At 65.3% G+C, this 20080-nt stretch carries 20 protein-coding genes and 1 tRNA gene; 8 read left to right on the top strand and 13 right to left on the bottom strand.

The features are described 5' to 3' along the window. The first annotated feature begins 3 nt into the window (after nucleotides 1–3). The gene (locus VLE48_05420) at nucleotides 4–999 is read left to right on the top strand and encodes a GDP-mannose 4,6-dehydratase (protein HSA92431.1); all 996 of its coding nucleotides are present in this window, start codon (nucleotides 4–6) and stop codon (nucleotides 997–999) included. A 38-nt stretch (nucleotides 1000–1037) separates the two neighbouring features. On the opposite strand, the gene VLE48_05415 is transcribed toward VLE48_05420, so the two are convergent. Next, a complete protein-coding gene (locus VLE48_05415; protein ID HSA92430.1) occupies nucleotides 1038–1949 on the bottom strand; it encodes a glycosyltransferase family 2 protein in 912 nt (303 codons plus the stop codon). Between the two features lie 118 nt (nucleotides 1950–2067). On the opposite strand from VLE48_05415, the gene VLE48_05410 reads away from it, so the two are divergent. Further along, the gene (locus VLE48_05410; protein HSA92429.1) at nucleotides 2068–3267 is read left to right on the top strand and encodes an ABC transporter permease; all 1200 of its coding nucleotides are present in this window, start codon (nucleotides 2068–2070) and stop codon (nucleotides 3265–3267) included. On the opposite strand, the gene VLE48_05405 is transcribed toward VLE48_05410, so the two are convergent. From VLE48_05405 to VLE48_05395, 3 genes are read right to left on the bottom strand one after another with little or no spacing between them, the layout of a single operon-like run. Continuing rightward, entirely contained in the window at nucleotides 3258–4049 is a 792-nt protein-coding gene (locus VLE48_05405; GenBank protein HSA92428.1) for a PIG-L family deacetylase, read from the bottom strand. The genes VLE48_05410 and VLE48_05405 overlap by 10 nt on opposite strands. Further along, a complete protein-coding gene (locus tag VLE48_05400) occupies nucleotides 4025–5350 on the bottom strand; it encodes a glycosyltransferase (GenBank protein ID HSA92427.1) in 1326 nt (441 codons plus the stop codon). The genes VLE48_05405 and VLE48_05400 overlap by 25 nt, the downstream gene beginning before the upstream one ends. 11 nt (nucleotides 5351–5361) lie before the next feature. Continuing rightward, complete coding sequence (locus VLE48_05395) at nucleotides 5362–6000, bottom strand: hypothetical protein (GenBank protein ID HSA92426.1); 639 nt, start codon at nucleotides 5998–6000, stop codon at nucleotides 5362–5364. A gap of 135 nt (nucleotides 6001–6135) precedes the next feature. On the opposite strand from VLE48_05395, the gene VLE48_05390 reads away from it, so the two are divergent. Then, entirely contained in the window at nucleotides 6136–6465 is a 330-nt protein-coding gene (locus VLE48_05390) for an MGMT family protein (GenBank protein HSA92425.1), read from the top strand. A gap of 14 nt (nucleotides 6466–6479) precedes the next feature. Here the strand turns inward: VLE48_05390 and VLE48_05385 are convergent, their stop codons facing one another. The 3 genes from VLE48_05385 to VLE48_05375 all read right to left on the bottom strand — a co-directional run bounded on the left by VLE48_05385 (nucleotide 6480) and on the right by VLE48_05375 (nucleotide 7747). Then, a complete protein-coding gene (locus VLE48_05385) occupies nucleotides 6480–6746 on the bottom strand; it encodes a hypothetical protein (protein HSA92424.1) in 267 nt (88 codons plus the stop codon). 55 nt (nucleotides 6747–6801) lie between these two features. Further along, the gene (locus VLE48_05380) at nucleotides 6802–7395 is read right to left on the bottom strand and encodes a hypothetical protein (protein ID HSA92423.1); all 594 of its coding nucleotides are present in this window, start codon (nucleotides 7393–7395) and stop codon (nucleotides 6802–6804) included. A 276-nt stretch (nucleotides 7396–7671) separates the two neighbouring features. Then, nucleotides 7672–7747 (bottom strand) — tRNA-Ile (locus tag VLE48_05375). A gap of 142 nt (nucleotides 7748–7889) precedes the next feature. Here VLE48_05375 and VLE48_05370 point away from each other — a divergent pair. The 5 genes from VLE48_05370 to VLE48_05350 are packed head-to-tail and all read left to right on the top strand — an operon-like array spanning nucleotide 7890 to nucleotide 14031. Next, a complete protein-coding gene (locus VLE48_05370) occupies nucleotides 7890–8909 on the top strand; it encodes an ABC transporter substrate-binding protein (GenBank protein HSA92422.1) in 1020 nt (339 codons plus the stop codon). Next, complete coding sequence (locus VLE48_05365) at nucleotides 8896–10155, top strand: STAS domain-containing protein (GenBank protein ID HSA92421.1); 1260 nt, start codon at nucleotides 8896–8898, stop codon at nucleotides 10153–10155. The genes VLE48_05370 and VLE48_05365 overlap by 14 nt, the downstream gene beginning before the upstream one ends. Continuing rightward, nucleotides 10152–11090: a hypothetical protein gene (locus tag VLE48_05360; protein HSA92420.1), complete on the top strand. Its 939-nt coding sequence runs from the start codon at nucleotides 10152–10154 to the stop codon at nucleotides 11088–11090. Before VLE48_05365 ends, VLE48_05360 begins: the two co-directional genes overlap by 4 nt. Further along, complete coding sequence (locus tag VLE48_05355) at nucleotides 11083–11895, top strand: ATP-binding cassette domain-containing protein (protein HSA92419.1); 813 nt, start codon at nucleotides 11083–11085, stop codon at nucleotides 11893–11895. The genes VLE48_05360 and VLE48_05355 overlap by 8 nt, the downstream gene beginning before the upstream one ends. A 54-nt stretch (nucleotides 11896–11949) precedes the next feature. After that, nucleotides 11950–14031 (top strand): alkaline phosphatase D family protein, encoded by a 2082-nt coding sequence (locus tag VLE48_05350; GenBank protein ID HSA92418.1) that lies wholly within the window; start codon nucleotides 11950–11952, stop codon nucleotides 14029–14031. Here the strand turns inward: VLE48_05350 and VLE48_05345 are convergent. The 6 genes from VLE48_05345 to VLE48_05320 all read right to left on the bottom strand — a co-directional run. After that, the gene (locus VLE48_05345; GenBank protein HSA92417.1) at nucleotides 14028–14933 is read right to left on the bottom strand and encodes a diacylglycerol kinase family protein; all 906 of its coding nucleotides are present in this window, start codon (nucleotides 14931–14933) and stop codon (nucleotides 14028–14030) included. The genes VLE48_05350 and VLE48_05345 overlap by 4 nt on opposite strands. Beyond that, nucleotides 14930–16639, bottom strand: coding sequence for an AMP-binding protein (locus VLE48_05340; protein ID HSA92416.1), 1710 nt, complete (start codon nucleotides 16637–16639; stop codon nucleotides 14930–14932). The genes VLE48_05345 and VLE48_05340 overlap by 4 nt, the downstream gene beginning before the upstream one ends. Before the next feature lie 92 nt (nucleotides 16640–16731). Then, nucleotides 16732–16974, bottom strand: coding sequence for an acyl carrier protein (locus VLE48_05335; GenBank protein HSA92415.1), 243 nt, complete (start codon nucleotides 16972–16974; stop codon nucleotides 16732–16734). Nucleotides 16975–17007: 33 nt separating this feature from the next. After that, nucleotides 17008–17901: a nuclear transport factor 2 family protein gene (locus VLE48_05330; GenBank protein HSA92414.1), complete on the bottom strand. Its 894-nt coding sequence runs from the start codon at nucleotides 17899–17901 to the stop codon at nucleotides 17008–17010. Nucleotides 17902–17963: 62 nt separating this feature from the next. Next, on the bottom strand, nucleotides 17964–18767 hold the full coding sequence (locus tag VLE48_05325) for an enoyl-CoA hydratase/isomerase family protein (GenBank protein ID HSA92413.1): 804 nt from the start codon (nucleotides 18765–18767) through the stop codon (nucleotides 17964–17966). After that, nucleotides 18764–20080, bottom strand: a 1317-nt coding sequence (locus VLE48_05320) for an AMP-binding protein (protein HSA92412.1), incomplete at its 5' end; no start/stop codon positions are given. The genes VLE48_05320 and VLE48_05325, both read right to left, overlap by 4 nt.

The following is a 20080-nucleotide window of genomic DNA, read 5'->3' as shown; positions in this document are numbered from 1 at the left end:
GCGATGGGGGAGCGAAAGGGAAGCATTCTGCTGACGGGCGGCGCGGGCTTTGTCGGCTCGCACCTCGCGGAGGCTTTGCTGCGCGCCGACTTTCCGCTCAACATCGTGGACCACCTCGACCCTTTCTATCCGACGGAATGGAAGCAGGCGAACCTGGAGGACCTGAAGAAAGCGGGGAAGTTCCAGCTTCACGTCGCGGACATCGTCGACTACGACAGCGTGCGCGAGGCGTTCGCCGCCATGCCGCCCGAGGTCGTGATCCACCTGGCGGCACGCGCCGGCGTGCGGCCCTCCATCGAGCAGCCACGCCTCTACGAGCAAATCAACATCGTCGGTACCCTGAACGTCTTGGAACTGTGCCGGGAGTTCAAAGTGCAGCGGCTGATCTTCGGGTCGTCGAGTTCGGTGTACGGCCTGGCGCCGGCTCCGTTCTCCGAGGAGCAACTCGACCTCCGTCCCGTCTCGCCCTATGCGGCCACCAAGCTCGCCGGTGAGATCATGTGCGCCACCTGGTCGCGCCTGTACCAAATGGCTGTGGTGGTGCTGCGCTTCTTCACCGTGTATGGGCCGCGTCAACGGCCGGACCTGGCGATTCACAAGTTCACCGGAATGATCGAGCGCGGCGCGCCCATCCCTTTCTACGGCGACGGCTCGACCGGCCGCGACTACACCTACGTGGACGACACGGTAGCCGGCATCCTGCGCGCCCTGAGCTATGTGTCCCGGCGGGAGCCGGACGGAGGATTCTGTGAGATCTTCAACCTCGGTAACTCAAAGCCGGTGAAGCTGTCGGAGCTGGTCGAAGCGATGGAAGAAGCGACCGGCCGAAAAGCCACCCGCGACCTGTTGCCGGCGCAGCCCGGTGACGTGCCGCTCACCTGGGCCGATATTTCCAAGGCGGAGCGGGTGCTGGGCTACAAACCCGCCATTTCCCTCGAGGACGGATTGCGGCGGTTCGTCCATTGGTATCGCAGTGTGAACCCGGAGCGGAGGGCGTAGGAGCAAAGCAAAGGGAAAATGCAGGGCGTCGCGTGCGTTCAATCCCGGTCCATATTGAAGCGCGCGTTCTGATCCGCCAGCAGGCCGATGGACCAGATCACCAATCCACTCACGACCCCCATCACCGCGGTATCGGTAATGTTCCATTGCGTCAGGTCGTAAACCAGATAGGCGACGCCGGCGAAAAAGGGCACGAATCCCAGCGGCAGAAAGACGCGCAGCGGATTGAAGAGCGTGATCATGCGCAGGATCTGCACCAGGAACTGGAAGGCGTGCGCGGGCCGGATCTTGGATTTCCCGATGCGCTTCTCGTACTCGATCGGCGTGAACTCCACCGCGTAGCCATTGCACAGGAGCGCCAGCGTGATCGAGGTCGTGAACGAAAAGCCCGTGGGTAGAAAGTGTCGAAAGCGCTCGATCAGGGAGCGGCGGATCACGCGCAGGCCCGAGTTCAAGTCGGGAATGGGCTGCTCGGCCAGGTACTCGGCGGTGCGCCGCAGGAACCACTTGGCGGGTTGACGAAGCAAAGGGATGTGAACCTTATCGCCGGTGCGCGCGCCCACCACCATGTCCCGGTGCGGGGTGAGCTCCAGCAAGCGCGGGATGAAGCGCGGCGGATACGTGCCGTCGGCGTCGGTAATGAGGACCCAGGGGTAACGCGCGGCCAAGACACCGGACTTGATGGCGGCCCCGTAGCCCCGGTTGCGCGGCAGCCGGATCACCTGCGCCCCGGTGGACTCAGCGCGCGCGGCAGTCTCATCGGTGGAACCGTCGTCCACCACGATGATCTCGTATTGCCAGCCGGTCTGGCGGAGGGCGGCTTCCACCATCTCCACCTCGCGCACGATCGCTTCCTGCTCATTGAAGGCCGGGATGACGACGGTGACCTCGCCGGCTTGGGTCCCGGTGGCGGGCGCCGCTTCGGTAGCGGGGCTGACTGCCGTCTGCATCAGTCTCTGTAAGGTACCGTTATCGGGCCGCGGGAGGCAAACGCAGCGACGCATACGTATGCATCCAATCCAGCAGACCCGGCGGATGGCTCTGCTATGCTCTTTCTAGGATCGAAGAATGTTCACGCCTGAGATCTGGCAAGTGTCGCTGGATGCGCTGCGCGCCAACAAGTTCCGCGCCTTCCTCACCATGCTGGGGGTGATGATCGGCAGCGCCTGCATCGTGCTGGTGGTCACGGTGGGGCTCACCGGGAAGCGCTACATCATGGCGCAGATCGAGGGTGTGGGGACGAACATCGTGTACGCCAAGCTGGTGCGCGCCGGACCCCAGGGCATCACGCCGCTGGTCGACGAAATCTCGGTGACCGACATGCAGGCGACCCGCAGTCTGCCGCGCGTCAACGAAGTTGCCGGCACGCGCTCCATGATGACCACGGTGGTGATGGAGGGCATCGAGCGCCCGGTCAGCATGGTGGGCGTGACCGAAGGCTTCCAGAGTATCCGCAACCTCATCGTAGTGCGCGGACGCTTCCTCGACGCCGACGACATGCTGATGCGCAACAAGGTCTGCGTCCTCACCGAGGAACTGGCGGACCTGGCCTTTCCCTCGCAGGATCCTATCGGCAAAGTGCTGCGGGTGGGCGAGCTGCGGTTCACTGTGGTGGGCGTGTTCCGCGAGCGCGTTTCCACCTTCGGGCAGTCGGAGATCCAGCGCGAGACGCTGATCATCCCCTTTCCGCTGCTCAAGTATTACAGCGGCACCGACTACCTGTCGGTACTCTACGCGCAGGCCTCGACCCCGGAGGATGTCGCGTTGGTCACTCAGGGAGTTGCGGAGGTGCTGAAGCGCCGCCATCGCCCGGAGGCGGTCTACCAGGTGCTGAACCTGCGCTCCCTGCTGGAGGCGGCGGGCAACATTTCGCTGGCTCTCTCGATCGTGCTGCTGGTGGTGGGACTGATCGCACTGACCATCAGCGGCATCGGCATCATGAACATCATGCTGGTGACCGTGACCGAGCGCACGAAGGAGATCGGACTGCGCATGTCGATCGGCGCCCACCGCCGCCAGATCCTCTACCAGTTCCTGCTGGAGGCCCTGATCATCAGCAGCACCGGGGCGGTTGCCGGGATCGCCGTTGCGGTAAGCCTGCCCGTCCTGGCGCAGCCCTTTCTCCCGCGCCAACTGAGCGTGCCCATCTCCTGGGTGTCCGTCGTGCTCGCCTTCGTGGTGACCTGCCTGACCGGCATCCTGTTCGGATACCTGCCCGCAAGCCGCGCCGCCAAACTGCAACCCAGCGAATCGTTGCGCTACGAGTGAGCCGCGAAGCCGGCCAGCGCCCGGCACACTTCTTCCGGCCGCGTGTGGTCCACGCGCGGGTGATAGGGCACCCACTGAAAGCGCTGGTAGAACATCTTGCCTTCATGCGGCGGGCGTGAGTAATCGTAGGTGGCGAGGGGACGGAACACCTCGCGCTCGGTGCGCACGTAGTCGAGGTTGCCCTGCTCGGATTCGTAAAGCGCCAGGAGAGCGCGCTTGCGCTGCTGCTCGGCGGCATCGAGCGCCAAGACCTGTTCTTCGCCCGTGGGCGCGAGGAATTCCTGGCTGTGAACTTCAGCGCCGAAAAAGTTGTACTCGCTGAACTCCCAGACCGGCACGCGATCGCGCAGCCGGCTGGCCAGGAAGTTGGCAACGTCGTGATCCTGGTGGCCGCCTTCGTAAGCCGGAGTCCACAGCATGTCGGCGTGCACTTCGGCGAGCAGGGTGCGGAGAAGCTCCAGGGTAGCCGGTGCGTGATCTTTCAGACGGCGCGTGGGAACGTCGCGAAAGCATACGGGATCGAGGCCCAGCAGTTCGGCGGCGCGGCGGGCCTCGCCCAATCGCCGTTCCACGCGCTGGTGATGCGTGCCCCGCTGCCACGGCCACAGGACTTCGGCAGCCGGCACGCCGGTGGTGAGAAACGCTCCGAAGACGCTGGCGCCCGCGCGCTGCGCGCGGCCGATGGCGGCACAACAGCCGACGACTTCGTCGTCCGGATGCGGAATCAGAAGGAGGATGCGCTGGCCAAACATCGCGCTCAGCTCCACACCCCGCGCTCGCACGCCACGCGCTGCCACACGGGAACGAGGTCCTGGACCAGCACCTCGCGCCAGGAGGGGCGCTCGTTTTCGATCCAGCGGCGGGCTTCCGCGGCGATCGCGGTGCGCCGCGCGGGATCCGACCAGAGGGACTGGATGGCTTCCGCCCACACGGCGCGGTCGTCCTGGGCGATGACCAGGCCGTCGCGTCCAGTTTCCTTCACGAATTGGGACGAGCCGCCCTGGCGCGCGACCATCACGGGAAGCCCGGCGGCTTTGGCCTCCAGCACCACGTTGGGAGAGATTTCGATGCGCGAGGGAAACACGAAGAGGTCGGAACTGGCGTAAATCCACGCCAGATCCTCCTGCGGGATGTTACCCGGCAGGGTCACGTGGGCGCCGAGGATCTGCCGGATCTCGTCTTGGGCGCGGCCTTCACCGGCGAACACGACGTGGGCCGGGACGCCGCGATCCACCAGCAGACGGGCGGCTTGCGCCAGCGTGAGAACGCTCTTGACCTCGTCCACCCGGCCGACGCAGAGCAGCACCAGACAATCTTCGGGAATGCCGAACTGTGTGCTCAGCCGGCCGCGGTCGCGACGTTCAGGATGAAAGCGCTGCTTATCGATGCCGCGGCGGAGCGTGGAGACGCGTCCCGGCAGCTCGCGTTGCAGCAGGCTGAGGTCTTCGCCCTGCGAAGCCAGGCTCCAGTCGCAATGCTGGAGATAGCGCCGCAACTGGCGTTGCATGCGCCCGCCTATACGTTCGTGCCAGCGCCAGCGGTCCACGACCAGACCGCTCAGCGTCGCGCCGAAAAGTTTGCGGAAGACCATGGCCGCTTGCTCCCGAGCGTAGGACGGGGTATCGGTGTGGAGCGAGCAGACCAGCGGACGCCCGCTGCGGCGGGCATGCGAAAGCGCGGACTTGGCGAGGGTGAAGAACGCGTCGGTCGCGTGAACGACGTGATGGCTCGCCAACGTGCGATGAAAACCCGGCCGGAACGGCGCCAGGTCGGTGTGATCCACCACGTCTTTCAGGAAGCGCAGCCGATCCGTGCCCATCAGCGGCCGCAGCAGGACATAGCGGGCGTTCTCACCCAGGGCGACGTTGCCGGGCTTCTCGGCAAGAAAGTAGACGGTGAGATCGAGGCCTTTGAGCCCGAGCGCCGCCTCCGCCAGGCGCTCCCAGCACTTCACGTGTCCGCCGGCAGCGGGATAGCGGAACAGGTCTACCAGCACGCCGACCGAGAGCCGCGCGGTCGGCGATGGGGCCGCAGGCGTGCGGGCGGCGGCGCCGGAAGCATCGGACTGGAGCGCCGTCGCCATGGGCTTAGCTGCTACTCCACGTACAGCACCAGTTGCATGCCCAGCGTGACCATGAGCAGCGGCACGGCGTAGCGTCCCAGCCACGCCAGGCTGCCACCCTTCCAATCGGAGACGATCTTCGCCACCGAGAGCGTCACCGCCACAATGCCCATCCAGATGTGCTGCGTGTGGATGACGTCCACGTGGTGTTTGCCGCGATGGAACAACAGCAACATGCCGGCCGTCAGCATGATGCCGTTCAGGATGTGCTTCCATGCCGGATGGGTCAGCTTGCCGGTGCGCCGGAACAGTTCAATCAGGCCGAGGGCAATCACCATCACCGAGATGGTCTTGTGCTCCCAGGCGGTAGCATGCCGCGCCCAACGCTGCAGGTCAAAAGGAAAGAGTTGCGGATTGTCGCTGTACAGGAAGACGTAGGTACCCAGTACAAGCAGCGGCATCGGCCACAGGTACTTCACCCCGCGGAACTTCTGCAGAGCGGTGTTCTCGAGGTAGGCGAAGCTGCCCAGCAGGATCACCAGCACGCCCGCCAAACGGTGGTTGAACAGCGAAACCGGATCGGCCGCAGGCGCCGCTGCCGGCATGGTGTGGCCACTGTGCATGTCATGGGCTTGAAGGATTACTGCAGCCAGAAAAACGAGCCAGTGCATCAGTCAGCTTCCTCACGCAAGAGATTTCGGACTGCGGATCGGCCACGCTCACGACCGCTTCATTATAGAAGATGGAGTCCGCCGGTCGTGGAAGGGGTTTTGCAGCCGGTGCTCGACGGGCTACTCTGTCAGGCAATGTTCGAAAGCATTCGCAAGACGATCCGGCAGATCCCGCGCGGCAAGGTGGCGACCTATGGCCAGGTGGCGCGTGCCGCCGGCCATCCCGGCGCGGCGCGGCAGGTGGTGTGGGCTCTTCACGTTTCCCGGGGGTTGCCGTGGCATCGCGTCGTGGGCGCCGGCGGCCGCATCCTGCTCGCAGGCGAATCGGGGTTCGAGCAGCGCCTGCGCCTGGAGAACGAGGGCGTAGCCTTCTCCGGCGGCCGCATCCGCATGGACCTCCATCAGCATGAGTGGAAGCGAAGAAGCCGACGGCAAAAGCGTCCTTCGGGCCGATCGCGCTCGTGACGGACGAGAGTGGCCTATTCGCGTCGTAGTTCGATGGCGATCTGGGGCTTCCCCAGCCCGGGACAAGGCAGTTGCCGGATAATGCGCACGGTTCCGTTCTGGTCCTCGAAAATGAAGCCCTGTTCGGTCGCGCCCCGGAACTCTCCCCAATCGCGGGGAACGGCAACCGAGCAGCGGGCGGCATTACTCTGCGCCTGAACTGTTTGATTCATCCCCGAGCCAAGCTCCAATCCGGCGAGCGCGACCAGGGTAAGCAGCAAGAGAAGCCTCCAGTTCTGCATTCTCCCTCCTTCAATTCTTCAAGATGTTTTCGTCACCGTCTCCAGCTGCGCGTGACTAGGGGACTATAGCGGCTGCCAAGGGCCAGCCCCTGGATTCTCCCGGCCACCATCGGTCTGAGGCGGAAGCTGGACCCTGCGATTGGGGAAGCGGAGCCCGAGGCCGGTAGTCGGAGTTCCTGATCAGAACCTGGACCTTCTTCTCGGGATAATCAAGCGTCACAGCAGACTGGCAGGTGGGTCCGTTCGGTATGTCTTGAAAGTCCAGAACGACGTAGACCGGCTTTTCCTGGAGGGGTGTCTGAATCTCCACGCGGTGCATCATCATGGTTTGCCTGTCGACCCACAGCTTCATGGTGTCGCCGGCCTGCACGGCGTTCTGCCCGGAAATCTGAATGGTGCCCGCGTGGGCGCCCTGGCCCAGACTGAACTGCGCTTTGGTTACGAACGCTTCCATCCGATCGGGTGGAATGTGTGCGTAAGACGTCACCAGCTTCACCATGTCGTGCATCAGCTCGGCGAACTCTTCCTTCTTCTTCTGGACTACCTTCCGCCGCAGCGGCCCGCCTCGAGCCTGCCGCTCACCTTGCGGGCTTTCCTCCAGCAGAGTCTTCTGCTGCTGGCCGCCGGCGTCGAACCGTACCTGTTCCACCCTGACTTTCTTGGTCTCGCCCTTGAGCCTCAGTTCGGTACGTGACCTCCACATGTATTGGCGAAGGGTCGCCGCATTGCGCTTCTGTGCCTCGGTGAACCTTCGCTTGATGTCAGGCTGCGGTTCCTGAGGTCCTCCGGAAAGCTCCGCTTGCTGTGCCCAAGACGGCCCCACCACAACCGCGACCAACAGGCACACTCGGGGAAATAGCCTCGCATTCATCCAGATTCCTCCTTGCGCGCCAAGCGACGGGCTGCCGGAAACGGTTGCGGATCCTGGTGGGCCCGCCAGGATTCGAACCTGGGACCAAGGGATTATGAGTCCCCTGCTCTGACCGCTGAGCTACGGGCCCGAACGTCCTCAATCTAGCACGGAAGACATGCTACCGCGGCGCAGCGAACCGCAAAACCCGCGCCCACCGGGCTCCGCATCGTGTACACTCTCGCACCTTGCCTCTGGTCGAAGGTTGCGTTCCGGCCGGGAACGGGTGAAGCGTGTGGCTCGTCGTCAAACGCTTGTGGCTGGGCCTGGCGCTGATTCTTCTGGCGTCGGCGGGACTGTTATTTTCCGGCGCCGGTCCCCGCCAGTCGGGTTCGGCGCGCAAGTGGAACATCCACGTCATTCAATACAACGACGTGTTGGACTCGAACGAGACGAAAGAAGGCGCCCTGGCGGGCTTGCGCGAGTCCGGTTTAGTTGAAGGCCGGGATTACGAGCTGCATTTCTCCAATGCCCAGGGCGACATGGCGACCGTCAGCGCCCTGGTGGATTCGGCCGTCACCCAGAATGCCGACCTGTTGCTTACGTTTTCCACGCCAACCCTGCAGGCCGCCATTCGGCGCGGCAAGGGCACGCCGGTAGTCTTCGCCTACGTGGCCAGCGGGATCGCCGCCGGAGCCGGCACCAGCCATACCGACCACCTGCCCTTCGTCACCGGCGTCGACATCTCCGTGGGATACCCGCAGATGATGGCGCTGGTGAAGGAATACTTTCCCCGGGTACGCCGGCTGGGGACGTTGCACGTTCCAGCAGAAACCAACATGGTCTATTTTCTTGAGCAGTTTCAAGAAGCGGCCAGTAAGGCGGGCATGGAGATCGAGGTGGTTCCCGTGAGCACGGCCACCGACGTCCCCGATGCCGCGCAAGCCTTGGTGGGAAAGCGGATCGACGCCGTCATGCAGATGCCCGGCAACCTTGTGGCCTCCGCCTTTGGAAGCATCGCCCGGGCCGCGACGCAAGCTCACCTGCCGGTGTTCGCTTTCCAGAAGGCACAGGTGGAGCAGGGCGCCATGGTGGCCATCACGCGTGAATATTTCGACAGTGGCCGCCTCGCCGGCGCTCAGGCTGCCCGCGTGATCCGCGGCGAGAGTCCGGCCCGGATCCCGATGGAAAACTTTTCCAGCACCTACCTGGTGGTGAATCCGGAGGCCGCCCGCGCCGCCGGTATCACCTTGCCGCACGCTTTGTTGCGTCGGGCGGAGCAGGAGGCCGGAGCGCACCGTGGAAATCACTAAGCTCCCGCGCGCCCAGGTGCTGGAACTCCGCGTGCGCGGCCGCCTGGATTCCTACTGGTCGCAGTTCTTCTCGGAGGCGTTGAAGGAGATCGTGCAGCAGGGTGCGCACCATCTGCGCCTCGACCTGGCCGACGTCACGTATCTCAGCTCGGCCGGCATCGGCGTACTGGTCGAGTACTACAAAAAGCTGGTGGCCATTCAGGGATCGTTCGTCATCATCGCCGCTTCCGAGCGCGTGCGCAGCATCCTTCAATTGGTGGGCCTGGAGCCCATCCTGCTGGCGGCGACCGAGGCGAGCACCACCGACACCATGAAGGCGGCGCAGCCTCCCGGACGCGCCCTGACCAGCCCCAGCGCCGCTCACGAAGTGTTCGATTGCGAGCCGGAGGGCGCGCTGGCCTGTCGCGTGATCGGCGATCCGGCTTTGTTGGCGGGTTCGCGCTACCGCCACCAGCACTGCCGTGCCCTGTCGTTTCCGGAAACCGCCTTTGCCTTGGGCTTGGGAGCCTTCGGCGCAGGCTTTGATGACTGTCGCTCGCGCTTCGGGGAGTTCCTCGCGGTTGCCGGCTCCGCCGCCTACCAGCCGGGCGACGGCACCAGCGTTCCCGACTACATGGTGGCCACCAACGCGCTGGTGCCCGAGATCGAGACGCTCTATGGCCTGGCCTGCGAAGGCGCATTCCGTTTCCTGCTGCGCTTCGAGGCCAACCGGGATGCGGGCGCGGTACGACTGAGCGAGCTGGCGGAAACCTGCCTGAACGTGGCTGAGTCCGGGACCGTCGGGATGGTCATGGTGGCCGAGGTGGGAGGCCTGGCGGGTGCGGCCCTGCGCCGCTCGCCTGCGCTTGCGGGCGGTGCTCCGGATCCGTTCGCGCATCCAGCCATCCGGGAATGGATCTCGTTCTCACCGGAGCGTGTGCATGCGCGCTCGGTGTGCGTGGCAGCGGGCGTAGTGACGCGCGTGCCGGCCGGAGCGCTGGCGCCGATGCTTCGGCCGCTGCGCAAGACGCTGCCGCTCACCGGGCACTTTCATGCCGCCGCGTTCTCCTACCGCCCGCTGGCACGGGGCCGCGTGGACCTCAAGCCCTCGGTCGCGGCTCTCTTCGAGAACGAGACGCTGCGCGGGGTCCTCCACTTGCTGGAGGACGATCGTCCTATCGTCGGGGTGGGTGAAAGCGAGTTGGTGCGTGGCGCCTGCTGGGTCAGTCCCATCACCACGACTACGGCGGAAGGCGGCGCGGCATGAACCTGCTGCTGGGCGCCTGGACCATCGGCCTGATTCTTTCGCTGCTGGCGCTGGGTGTTTACATCAGCTTCCGCGTCTTCCATTTTCCCGACATCACCGCCGACGGCTCCATCACCTTCGGGGCTTCGATCGCCGCGGTCCTCATCGTGCAGGGTCGCGATCCCTTCCTGGCCAGTGCGGCAGCCTGCCTGGGAGGAGCGTTGGCGGGCGCCACCACCGGCGTGCTGCATGCCAAGTTCGGCGTGCACAAGCTGCTCTCCGGGATCCTGGTGATGACGGCCCTCTATTCCGTGAACCTGCACGTGCTGAGCAAGGCCAATGTTCCGCTGCTGGATGCCACGACGGTCATCACCGTCGCCGAGCGGGCCGGCGCGCGCCTGTTCGGCGAAGCAGCCAGCTTCCAGGTGGCGGGTTGGACGGTGGGTCTCTACGACGCGGCCTCGCTCGCGTTCGCGTTACTGGCGACGATGCTGGTCGCCGGGGCTATGTACGCGTTCTTCTGCACCAACCTGGGCACCGCCATGCGCGCCACCGGCGACAACGACCAGATGATCCGCGCCCTCGGCGTGAGCGTGGAGAACATGACCATCCTGGGCCTGGCCATCTCCAACGCTTTGATCGGGCTCTCCGGCGCGCTGCTGGCGCAATACCAGGGCTTCGCCGATGTACAGATGGGCATCGGGATGGTGGTGTGGGGTCTGGCCAGCGTCATCATCGGCCAGGCCTTGGTGGGCGAACTCTACCTTGGGCTGACCATCGTCGGCGCCATCATGGGATCGGTACTGTTCCGCCTGCTGGTGGCCATTGCGCTGCGCTGGGGACTGGATCCCAACGACCTCAAGCTGGTGACCGCGCTGTTCGTCTTCGGGGCCCTGGTGCTCCCGAAGCTGCTGGCGCGCACACGCAGAAAGGCGGCGCAACCCAACCATGCTTGAACTGGATTCGGTGACGCGCGTCTTTCACGAGGGCACGCCCAACCGCCTGGTGGCGCTCGATCGCGTGAGCCTCCAGGTGGAGAGCAGCGCCTTCGTGGTCATTATCGGGGGCAACGGCTCGGGGAAGTCCACCTTGCTGAACGCCATCGCCGGGAGTTTTCCCGTAGATACCGGTTCTATCCGCTTGGCGGGCAGCGACGTCACCCGCTGGCCCGAGCACCGGCGAGCCTTCATGATCGGCCGCGTGTTCCAGAATCCTTTCTCCGGCACGGCGCCCAATCTGACCGTGGCGGAAAATCTGGCGCTGGCAGCGCGCCGCGGCCTCTCCCGCGGGTTGGGGTGGGGACTCACTCGCCGCGTCCGCGAAGAATTGCGGGCGCGAATCGCCGCGCTGCGCCTGGGCCTCGAGGACCGCCTGGAGAACCCCATCGGCACCCTCTCCGGCGGCCAGCGCCAGGCCCTCACCCTGGTCATGGCCACCTGGCTCAAGCCCCAGCTCCTGCTGCTCGACGAGCACACCGCCGCGCTCGATCCCCGCAGCGCCGACCAGGTCATCCGTCTGACGGAAGAGATCGTCGCACGCGAGCGGCTTACCACGCTCATGGTCACGCACTCCATGCATCAGGCCGCCAGCCTGGGTACACGCCTGCTCATGATGTACCGCGGACGCATCCTGCACGACTACCGCGGCGCGGAGAAGCGACGCCTCCGCCCGGAGGACCTGCTGGACCGCTTCGAAGACCTCCGCCGCAGCGAGCTGCTGGACGAAACCGCGGCCGAGATGCTGCGACGCATGTACGTCTAGGACTAGAATCTTCCCGTCCCAACATCACGGGACGTTGAAGGCGCGGAACTCTCCATGAGCGAAATCACACGGCGACATTTTCTCGCGCTGGCGACGGCAATGGGGGCGTCGCTGGCCTGGTGTGGTCCGGCGGCGGCACGCTCGCGCGTTAAGTGGCGGGAACAACGGGAGCGTTTTGTCGAGGGCGTCGCCTCAGGAGATCCGCAGCCGGACAGCGTCGTCCTTTGGACACGCTACTCGGTCGGCTCAAAAGGCGCCGCGACCTCCGCTCACCTCACGCTCGAGGTCGCCGAGGACGCAGAGTTCACGCGGGTTGTGGCAACCACGGAGACCGCCGCCAGGGCGGAAGCGGACTGGACCTGTCGCGTGCTGGTCGGCGGCCTGCGGCCGGGACGGGTGTACTGGTACCGCTTCACCGATGCCGACGGTGCCGGCAGCCGCATCGGCCGCACCATCACCGCGCCGGCCGATGACGATCCGCGGCCGGTGCGCTTTGCCTTTGTGAGCTGCCAGAACGTTAACCAGGCAGCGCAGAACGCCTATCGCCGCATGATCTTCGAGGACGAACGCGCTCCCGAGAGCGAGCGGCTCGGCTTTGTGCTGCACCTCGGCGACTTCATCTACGAAATGGTTTGGTATCCGGAAGACCGGCCGCAGGGCATGTACGACCGCCGCTTGCGCGACATTGTGCGTTACCCGCAGGGCGAGAAGATCGCGGACTTCCACATTCCCGTTTCGCTCGACGACTATCGCGCCGTATACCGCGCCTATCTGGCCGATCCGGACCTGCAGGATGCCCGCGCCCGCTGGCCGTTCGTGCCCATGTGGGACAACCATGAATTCTCCTGGCTGGGCTGGCAGAGCTTCCAGAAGTTCGAAGGCAAGACGCGCCCGGAACAGACCCGCAAGGTGGCGGCGAACCAGGCCTGGTTCGAGTATCAGCCGGCGCGCGTCCGCCAGCCGGCAGGCCTGGTGCTGGACCGGTTCACGCAGCCGAAGGTGAGCGTTGCCCCGATCACTCGCTTCGACGAGAACGGCCTCGGCGACGAGCCGAACAACCTGGCAGCGCTGCGCAGCCTCACGGCTTATCGCGCCCTGCGCTGGGGACGGCACCTCGACCTGCTGATCACGGATCAGCACAGCTATCGCTCCGTGGAGCCGACCGGCGAACCTGAAGCGCAGGCGCTCTCCAACCCCGATTTTCCCGAGATGTTCCCGCAGGAGGCCATGGAGATACTCGACGCCGGGCGCACGTACAACGGCGGCAAGCCTCCCGCGACCATCCGTTTCGGCGACGCTGAGATCCCGAACTTCCGGCGCGACCAGCCGCCGCAGACCATCCTCGGCGCCGAGCAGAAGAAATGGTTTTTGGACCGGCTGCGCAGCTCCAAGGCAACGTGGAAGGTGTGGGGCAACTCGCTCGGCACCCTGGACTGGCGCGTCGATCCGCAGAACCTGCCGCCCGAAAACGGCAAACGCTGGCCGGGCGCGGGCTACGCCGGACTCGGCGGCGGCGATCATAGCGCCGCCTACGTCGAGCGCGGCGACATCTATGACCTGGTCCGCGATGCCGGCATCGCAGGCTTTGCCGTCGTCGCCGCCGACCGCCACAGCTTCTGGGCCGGCCTCGCGGCCAAGGCGCTGCCGCCGAAAGCGTTCGAGCCGGTTGGTGTCGCCTTCATCACCGCTTCAATTTCCGCCCCAGGCCTGGTCGAAGCATTCGAGCACCGCTTTCCCAAGAAGCATCCGCTGCGCGCACTCTTTCTTGCGGACCTGCCGGGCGAGGCCAAGCCGCATCCCACGGTGAACCTGCTGCTGCATCACGGGGTGCGCTCCTGTTTGGAGTACCAGCGGACTGGCGACCCGGCGCGGGCGCGCGGCCTCTCGAACCCGGACCTTTCGCCGCACCTCGCGTTCATTGATATGAGCGCCCATGGCTATGCAACGGTGCGCCTGAGCGACGATGCCATCGAGTGCGAGTTCGTATGCATCCCGCGCCCGCTGGAGCGCGCTCCCGGCTCCGACGGAGGACCGATCCGCTATCGTGTTTCCCACCGTGCCAGGCTCTGGAAGCCCGGCGAACGCCCCCGGCTGGAACAACGGATTCTCGAGGGGGATCCCGGCTTGGCGATTTAGGCCATCACCCGCAGCGCTGCCGGCAACACATCCAGCGCCTGGCACTCGAGTGTGAGCGATTCGCCGTCTACCATCACGTCCACCGGCCCCTCAAGCTGGAATTCGATGCGACGCGCCGCCGTGCGCTCGGCCAGCGGATGCCGCATGTGCGTGCCGTCATAGAGCGTGTGCAGATTGCGCATCAGGCCGAGGCGCCCGATCGGCCCCCAGCGCACGTATTCGATCAGGCCGTCGTCGGTCGCCGCTTGCGGCGCAATCATCATCTTCCCACCGGTGAACTTGCTGTTGTTGAAGCTGAGAAACAGACAGCGGCGGCGGTCGAGCTCGCCTAGGCCATCTACGCGCAGCGGAAATGCGCGACGATCGAGCCGCGCCAGGCAGGTGAGCACGCCCAGCAGATACCCCAGCTCGCCCAGCCCCTTGAGCTTGCGGTTCACCAGCGCGGCTACATCGGCGGCGAACCCCATGCTCAGCAGGTTGATGTAGCAGAGCGTGCCTTTGGCGTGCGTGAGACGCAGCACGTCGCAGGTTCGCTCACGGCCGGCCAGCAAGGATTCGCGGGCGTATTCGACCCCGCGGTCGGTAAAGTCGCGCAGGAAAGAGTTCCCCGTGCCCAGCGGCAAAAAGGCGAGTGTCGGTTTTTCGTCGCCCGCCGCGGCTTCCGGGAAAAGTCCGTTCACGATCTCGTACGACGTGCCGTCGCCGCCCACGGCCAGGAAGCGCCGGTAGCCCTCGCGCCAGGCCGCGCGTGTGACTTCGGTGGCCTCGCCGCGCTCGCGCGTCTGCCGGACTTCGAGGTCGACTCCGGCGCCGCGCAAGCGTTCCAGTTCCGGGCCGGCCAGCTTGCCGCAGCATCCACCGCCCGCAGCCGGATTCACCAAGGCGAGCAGCGGACGGCTCACAGCGGCTTCACCGCCGCGCGTTGGACCTCCACCCGCACCTGCTCCGCCAGTTCGTGGCGCTTGATCTTCATGGATGCCGTCCGCGGAAAGTCGCGGAACCAGAGCACGTATCCGCCCACGCGCTTGAAGTCCAGCAGGCGCCGGTTGCGCGCTTCCAGGTCCTGGCGCACGGCGTCGGTCCACTGTGTGCCGGAGTCAGGATGGATCACCATCACCAGCAGGTCGCCGGTCAATTCGTGGTGCGGCCAGAGATAGTTCGACGCGAAGACGCAGAACTCCTGTACTCGCAGGCCCTCGAAGACGTTCTCGATGTCCTCGGGGTAGATGTTCTTGCCCCCCTCGGTGATGATTACGTTCTTCTTGCGGCCGAAGAGTTGCAGATGCCCGGAGCCATCGAGCTTGCCGAGATCGCCGGTCATCAGCCACCCGTCAACGAACGTTTCCGCGGTGAGTTCCGGATCGTCGAGATAATGGGACATCACCGTCTTGCTGCGTACCGCCACTTCGCCGATGCCCTCCGCGTCGGGATCGACAATGCGCACTTCCATGCCCGGCAGCGGCCGGCCCACCGTATCCGGGCGGAAGGGCTTGAAGTCGTTGAGCGTGATCGCCGTCCCCGCCTCCGTCAGCCCGTAGCCGTTGCCCACCAGAATGCCCAGGTCGTAGAAGAACTGCAGCGTGGCCGGTTCGGTGAATGCGCCGCCTACGAACAGCGCCCGCAGTTCGCCTCCGAACGCCCGGTGTACTTGTTGGAGCAGCAGGCGGCTCAGCTTCAGGTGGGGACGCCGGATGGTGGCCAGGCGATTGAGCGCGACCATGGCATTGAGCAAGCGGCGCTTGAACGGCGGCAACTCCGCAAAGCGCTGGCGCAATCCCTTTTCCAGGTTCTTGAGCACCAGCGGCACCAGGCTCATGTAGGTGATCTTGTAGCGCGGGAAGGCGTCGCGCACGTACTCCGGCCGCAGCGTGCGCAGGTGGACGACACAGGCGCCGCAGGTGAACGGCCCGATGAATCCCACCATGAAGTCGATGGCGTGGTTGGTGGGCAGGATGCTGAGGTAGCGCACGCCGGGCCAGAACGGATAGAGCGCGGTCAGCGACATGCACTGCTCGAGATAGTTCTCGTGCGTGAGCACGCAGCCTTTGGGCCTGCCCCCGGTGCCCGAGGAATAGACGATGCACGCCCAGTCGCCGCGCTCGCGCATCACGAAGGTGGGTTCGCCTTCGCTGCGCGCATCCTCCCAGCGTTTGGCCCCGGCCAGATCGGCGCCCGGCGGCGCTTCGGTCACCAGCACGGTGCCGGCCCGCAGCTCGCGGATTCCTTCCTCCTGCTGCATCGCGCGCCACAAGTGGTACTCCACCACCAGCAGGCTCGCCCGGGAGTGCGCCAGCAGCGCCAGTTGCTCCCGCGGCGTCAGCTTGTAGTCCAGGGGCACCAGCACGCCGCCACGGACGAAGATGGCGTAGGCCGAGATCAACCACTTGGACTGGTTGGTCATGCAGATGGCGGCGCGATCGCCCGGGCCGAAGCCGGAGTCCTCGAGAAACCGCGCCAGCGGCAGCGCCGATTCCCGGAAGTCGCGGTAGGTCAGGCGTTCCTTCTCGCGCTCCCGGTCGCTCTCGATCAGGCACACCTCATCGGACCAGCGCTCCAGCGCATCGCGCAGCGCCGCCCCCAGGCACGAGTAATTCCTAAGATCGAGCATGCGAGGAGTATTGAATCATTGAATCAATGAATCAGTGAATCATTTTGGGGTGTCACTGATTCAATGACTCAATCCCTCAATGATTCAATCTGTCAGAGTCTTGCCTGGATGCGATCGGCCAGGGTGCGGAAGTCCGTCACGCCCTGCACTTCGTAGTCCGGGAGTTCGACCTGGAAGTGATGCTCCAGGCGGGTCAGCAGTTCGAGCGCCTGCAAGCTGTCGATGCCAAGCTTCTGGAAGAAGTCGTCGTCGGGGGAGAGCCGTTCGCGCGGCACTTTGAAGTGCGTGGCCGCCAGGCCGAGGATCTCTTCGAGGGTCTGTTCTCGGGTACGCATGAGAAAGTGCATCTATTCTAGCGCGCCCTGACCTCACTGGGTCTCGGGCGGCGCTAGAACCATCAGGTCCAGGGCAACCTTCCACGGCCCTTTGGGCTCGCGGCGCCACACCCGCAGGTAGTAGCCCGTGTGCAGGGGCACGTTCGCTTCCGCGGATTGAAACTGGCTCTTGCCGTAGGTGTAGGCCAGGTCGCCGGAGCCGGAGACATCGCCGGCGATCGGTTCCCAGCTCAGCGCTCCCGGCTTCTGCTTCAGTTCCTTGCGGACGGCGTCGCGGCCGGCGACCAGTTGCTGGCGCATGCGGAGGAAAAGGACGTCGCTGGCGGCATAGGCGTCGTAAGCCTCCTCCGCATTCTTTCCGGCCGCGGCTGCGAAGGCCCGCTCCGTCTCCAGCAATGCCGCTCGTTCCGCGGCGATGTTGGCGTTGGCCGTCCCTGCCTTGACGCCGTTGCCCGGGCGAAATCTCAGGACCTCCGGATGCTCGGGCTTGGCGTGCGGCGCGCCGTGGTCGATGACGGCCTTCCATGTGCCGTCCGCTTGCTTCTTCCACACGGTGACGAAGTGGCCGTTGCCGATCTGCGGGTTTTCACCCGCGCTGCGGAACTCGTACGGTCCGGTGGTGAACCCCATGTCGCCGGCGCGTGAGACCTCGGCGTATGACGGTTCCCAACTCAGGTGTCCAGGGTTGGGCGGCCGCTCCGAAAGCCACTTCTTCCCCGGCACCGGGTCGGGCCGGAAAAGCACACCGTCATCGGCCAGGTTGGCCAGGAACGCCGGGCGGATGCCCTTCTCCACCGACGTGCGGGAAAAGTTGCGCTCGGTTTCGATCAGGGACTTCAGGATCGGACCAGGCTCTTCAGCTGCCTGGGCCGGCGCTGTCACTCCGAACACGGCAAACGCAAGGGCGAGTCGGGCAATGGATCGCATGGGGCAATTTCCTCCTCAGGAACAATCGCAGCAACGAACTGCGTTGCCTCCCCCTGCGTTCCTCACGGCAGGTACGGGTGCGCATCCGTGCTTTCGACGAACTTCTTCAAACCCGCTGCGACCGCGGGCCGGCGAAACAGCTCACAGAAAATGTCGATCTCCTGCTTCAGCTCTTCGTACGGAACCGGCTTGATGAACTTCTTGGCAGCGCCGGCGGTCCCGCGGTCGAACTTGCAGACCTGGGCTGCCGTGGCCCGCGCCACGCGCAGCGCCTCACCCTCCGCGGCGAGCTGGCTCACCAGGCCCACCGCTTGTGCCCGCGCCGCGTTGATGCTGCGTCCGGTAAGAAGCAGGTCGCGCACCACCGCGTTGCCCAAATCGCGCTTCAGGCGTGGCACGCCGCCGAAGCCCGGGATCAGCCCCAGCCGCAGCTCCGGGAAACAGAAGCGGGCCATCTTGTCGGCGACGATCAGGTCGCAGGCCAGCGCCAGCTCGAACCCGCCGCCGAAGCACACGCCGTGCACCGCGGCGATGGTGGTCACCGGCGACGAGTCGAGCGTGTTCATCACCTTGTGGATACGCTCCAGGAAACCGCGCAAGTGCCGGGACCGTTCCGGCTCCTTCACTTCCTGTGCGCGATGGTACAGTTCGCGCAGGTCCGCTCCGGCGGAGAAGCCGCACTTGCGCTTGCTGTGGATGATCAGCGCGGCCGCGCCGTCACCCAGTTTCTTGAGCTCCGAGGTGAAATGCTCCAGGTCGGCGAGCGTTTCCGAGCCGATCTCGTTGCAGGGCTCGCGGTCCAGCGCCAGTTCCACCACGCCGTCGCGCGCTTCCCAGGAAAGCGTCTTGGCCTTGTGCTTGCTCATGCCTCTTTCTGATACATCGCTTCGATCTCACCCGCGTAACGCGTTGCGATCGCGTCGCGCTTCAGCTTGCCGTTCGCCGTCAGCAGGCCGCTCTCGATGGTGAACGCCTCGGCGACTACCGTGAAACGCCGCACCTGCTTGTAGTGTGGCAAGCCGGCGTTCAATTGCTCGATCGCCTGCTCGGCCTGCGATCGCTCCAACGTGCCGGTCACCAGCGCCGCTATGTAGCTGCGTCCATTCCCCACCAGCACCACTTGCTGCGCGCCCGGAATCTTGCGCTGCAATTCTTCCTCGATGGGCTCGGGCGCAATGTTGTGCCCCGAGGCCGGGATGATCAGGTTCTTGATCCGCCCGATGATACGCCAGTTACCGCTCGCGTTCGTTTCTCCCTGGTCGCCGGTGTAGAACCAGCCGTCGCGCAGCACCTTCGCCGTCTCGGCCGGGCGGTTCCAGTAGCCAGGGAAAATGTTCGGGCCGCGTACCAGGATCTCATCGTGCTCGCCCAGCTTCATCTCGATGCCGGGAATCGCCGGGCCCGCCCACCCGGGTTCGACGTGCTTGGGATCGTCCAGCGTGCAAATGGCTGTGGTTTCGGTAAGCCCGTACACTTGCAGCACCGGGATGCCGAGCATCATGAAGAAGAGCTGCGTCTCGACCGCCAGCGGCGCCGACCCGCAGATCAGCGCCTTCAGGTTGGGGCCGATCTTCTTGCGAATCGCGCCAAACACCGCTGTGTTGGCCAGCGCCAGCCACAGGCCGTCCAAGCCCGCAGACTTGCCCTCGTACTGCCGCATCCAGGCAGCGCGCCCGTGCTCGAACAGCTTCTGCGCAATCCCCCCGCGCTTCGCTACCTGCTCTTCGATTCCTTTACGCACGCGCTCCAGCAGCGCCGGCACATTCAGAAAATAGTCAGGCGCGGCCAGCTTCATCTCGTCCGCGAGCCTGGTGAGATCCGTCGAGAGCGTCAGCACACTGTGGCGTGATAGCGCGGTCAGCATCAGGATCCAGGAGCCGGCAAAGCAGAACGGCAGGTAGTGGAAAATGCGGTCGGGCTCGGTGTGCGGCCCCATCAGCTGATCCAGCCGCTCGCCGGTGCAGGGCAGCATGTGGTTCAGGTTCGCGGTGTTCAAGATCACGCCCTTGGGCTCGCCCGAGGTGCCCGAGGTATAGATGATGGTCACGGCATCGGCGTCGTTTCGTGGCAAAGGCGCATCGTCGGCGATGGGCGCAGCGGTGAAGACTTCATCGAAGAGGCATTGCCGCGGAGCTTCCGGCCACTCGCGCGCAACGGCATCGCGCAGCGCCGCGTCGCC

Source organism: Terriglobales bacterium, from assembly GCA_035454605.1.
In the GTDB taxonomy this organism is placed as follows: Bacteria; Acidobacteriota; Terriglobia; order Terriglobales; family Acidobacteriaceae; genus DATMAB01.
The sequence above is the reverse complement of the archived record's forward strand: the minus strand, read 5'-3'. Positions and strand labels throughout refer to the sequence as shown.

Bases quoted from the DNA above. Each gene is read 5' to 3' on its own strand.
- VLE48_05420 (HSA92431.1), top strand. From the start codon at position 4: ATGGGGGAGCGAAAGGGAAGCATTCTGCTGACGGGCGGCGCGGGCTTT.
- VLE48_05415 (HSA92430.1), bottom strand. From the start codon at position 1,949: ATGCAGACGGCAGTCAGCCCCGCTACCGAAGCGGCGCCCGCCACCGGG.
- VLE48_05410 (HSA92429.1), top strand. From the start codon at position 2,068: ATGTTCACGCCTGAGATCTGGCAAGTGTCGCTGGATGCGCTGCGCGCC.
- VLE48_05400 (HSA92427.1), bottom strand. From the start codon at position 5,350: ATGGCGACGGCGCTCCAGTCCGATGCTTCCGGCGCCGCCGCCCGCACG.
- VLE48_05395 (HSA92426.1), bottom strand. From the start codon at position 6,000: ATGCACTGGCTCGTTTTTCTGGCTGCAGTAATCCTTCAAGCCCATGAC.
- VLE48_05390 (HSA92425.1), top strand. From the start codon at position 6,136: ATGTTCGAAAGCATTCGCAAGACGATCCGGCAGATCCCGCGCGGCAAG.
- VLE48_05385 (HSA92424.1), bottom strand. From the start codon at position 6,746: ATGCAGAACTGGAGGCTTCTCTTGCTGCTTACCCTGGTCGCGCTCGCC.
- VLE48_05360 (HSA92420.1), top strand. From the start codon at position 10,152: ATGAACCTGCTGCTGGGCGCCTGGACCATCGGCCTGATTCTTTCGCTG.
- VLE48_05355 (HSA92419.1), top strand. From the start codon at position 11,083: ATGCTTGAACTGGATTCGGTGACGCGCGTCTTTCACGAGGGCACGCCC.
- VLE48_05350 (HSA92418.1), top strand. From the start codon at position 11,950: ATGAGCGAAATCACACGGCGACATTTTCTCGCGCTGGCGACGGCAATG.
- VLE48_05340 (HSA92416.1), bottom strand. From the start codon at position 16,639: ATGCTCGATCTTAGGAATTACTCGTGCCTGGGGGCGGCGCTGCGCGAT.
- VLE48_05335 (HSA92415.1), bottom strand. From the start codon at position 16,974: ATGCGTACCCGAGAACAGACCCTCGAAGAGATCCTCGGCCTGGCGGCC.
- VLE48_05330 (HSA92414.1), bottom strand. From the start codon at position 17,901: ATGCGATCCATTGCCCGACTCGCCCTTGCGTTTGCCGTGTTCGGAGTG.
- VLE48_05325 (HSA92413.1), bottom strand. From the start codon at position 18,767: ATGAGCAAGCACAAGGCCAAGACGCTTTCCTGGGAAGCGCGCGACGGC.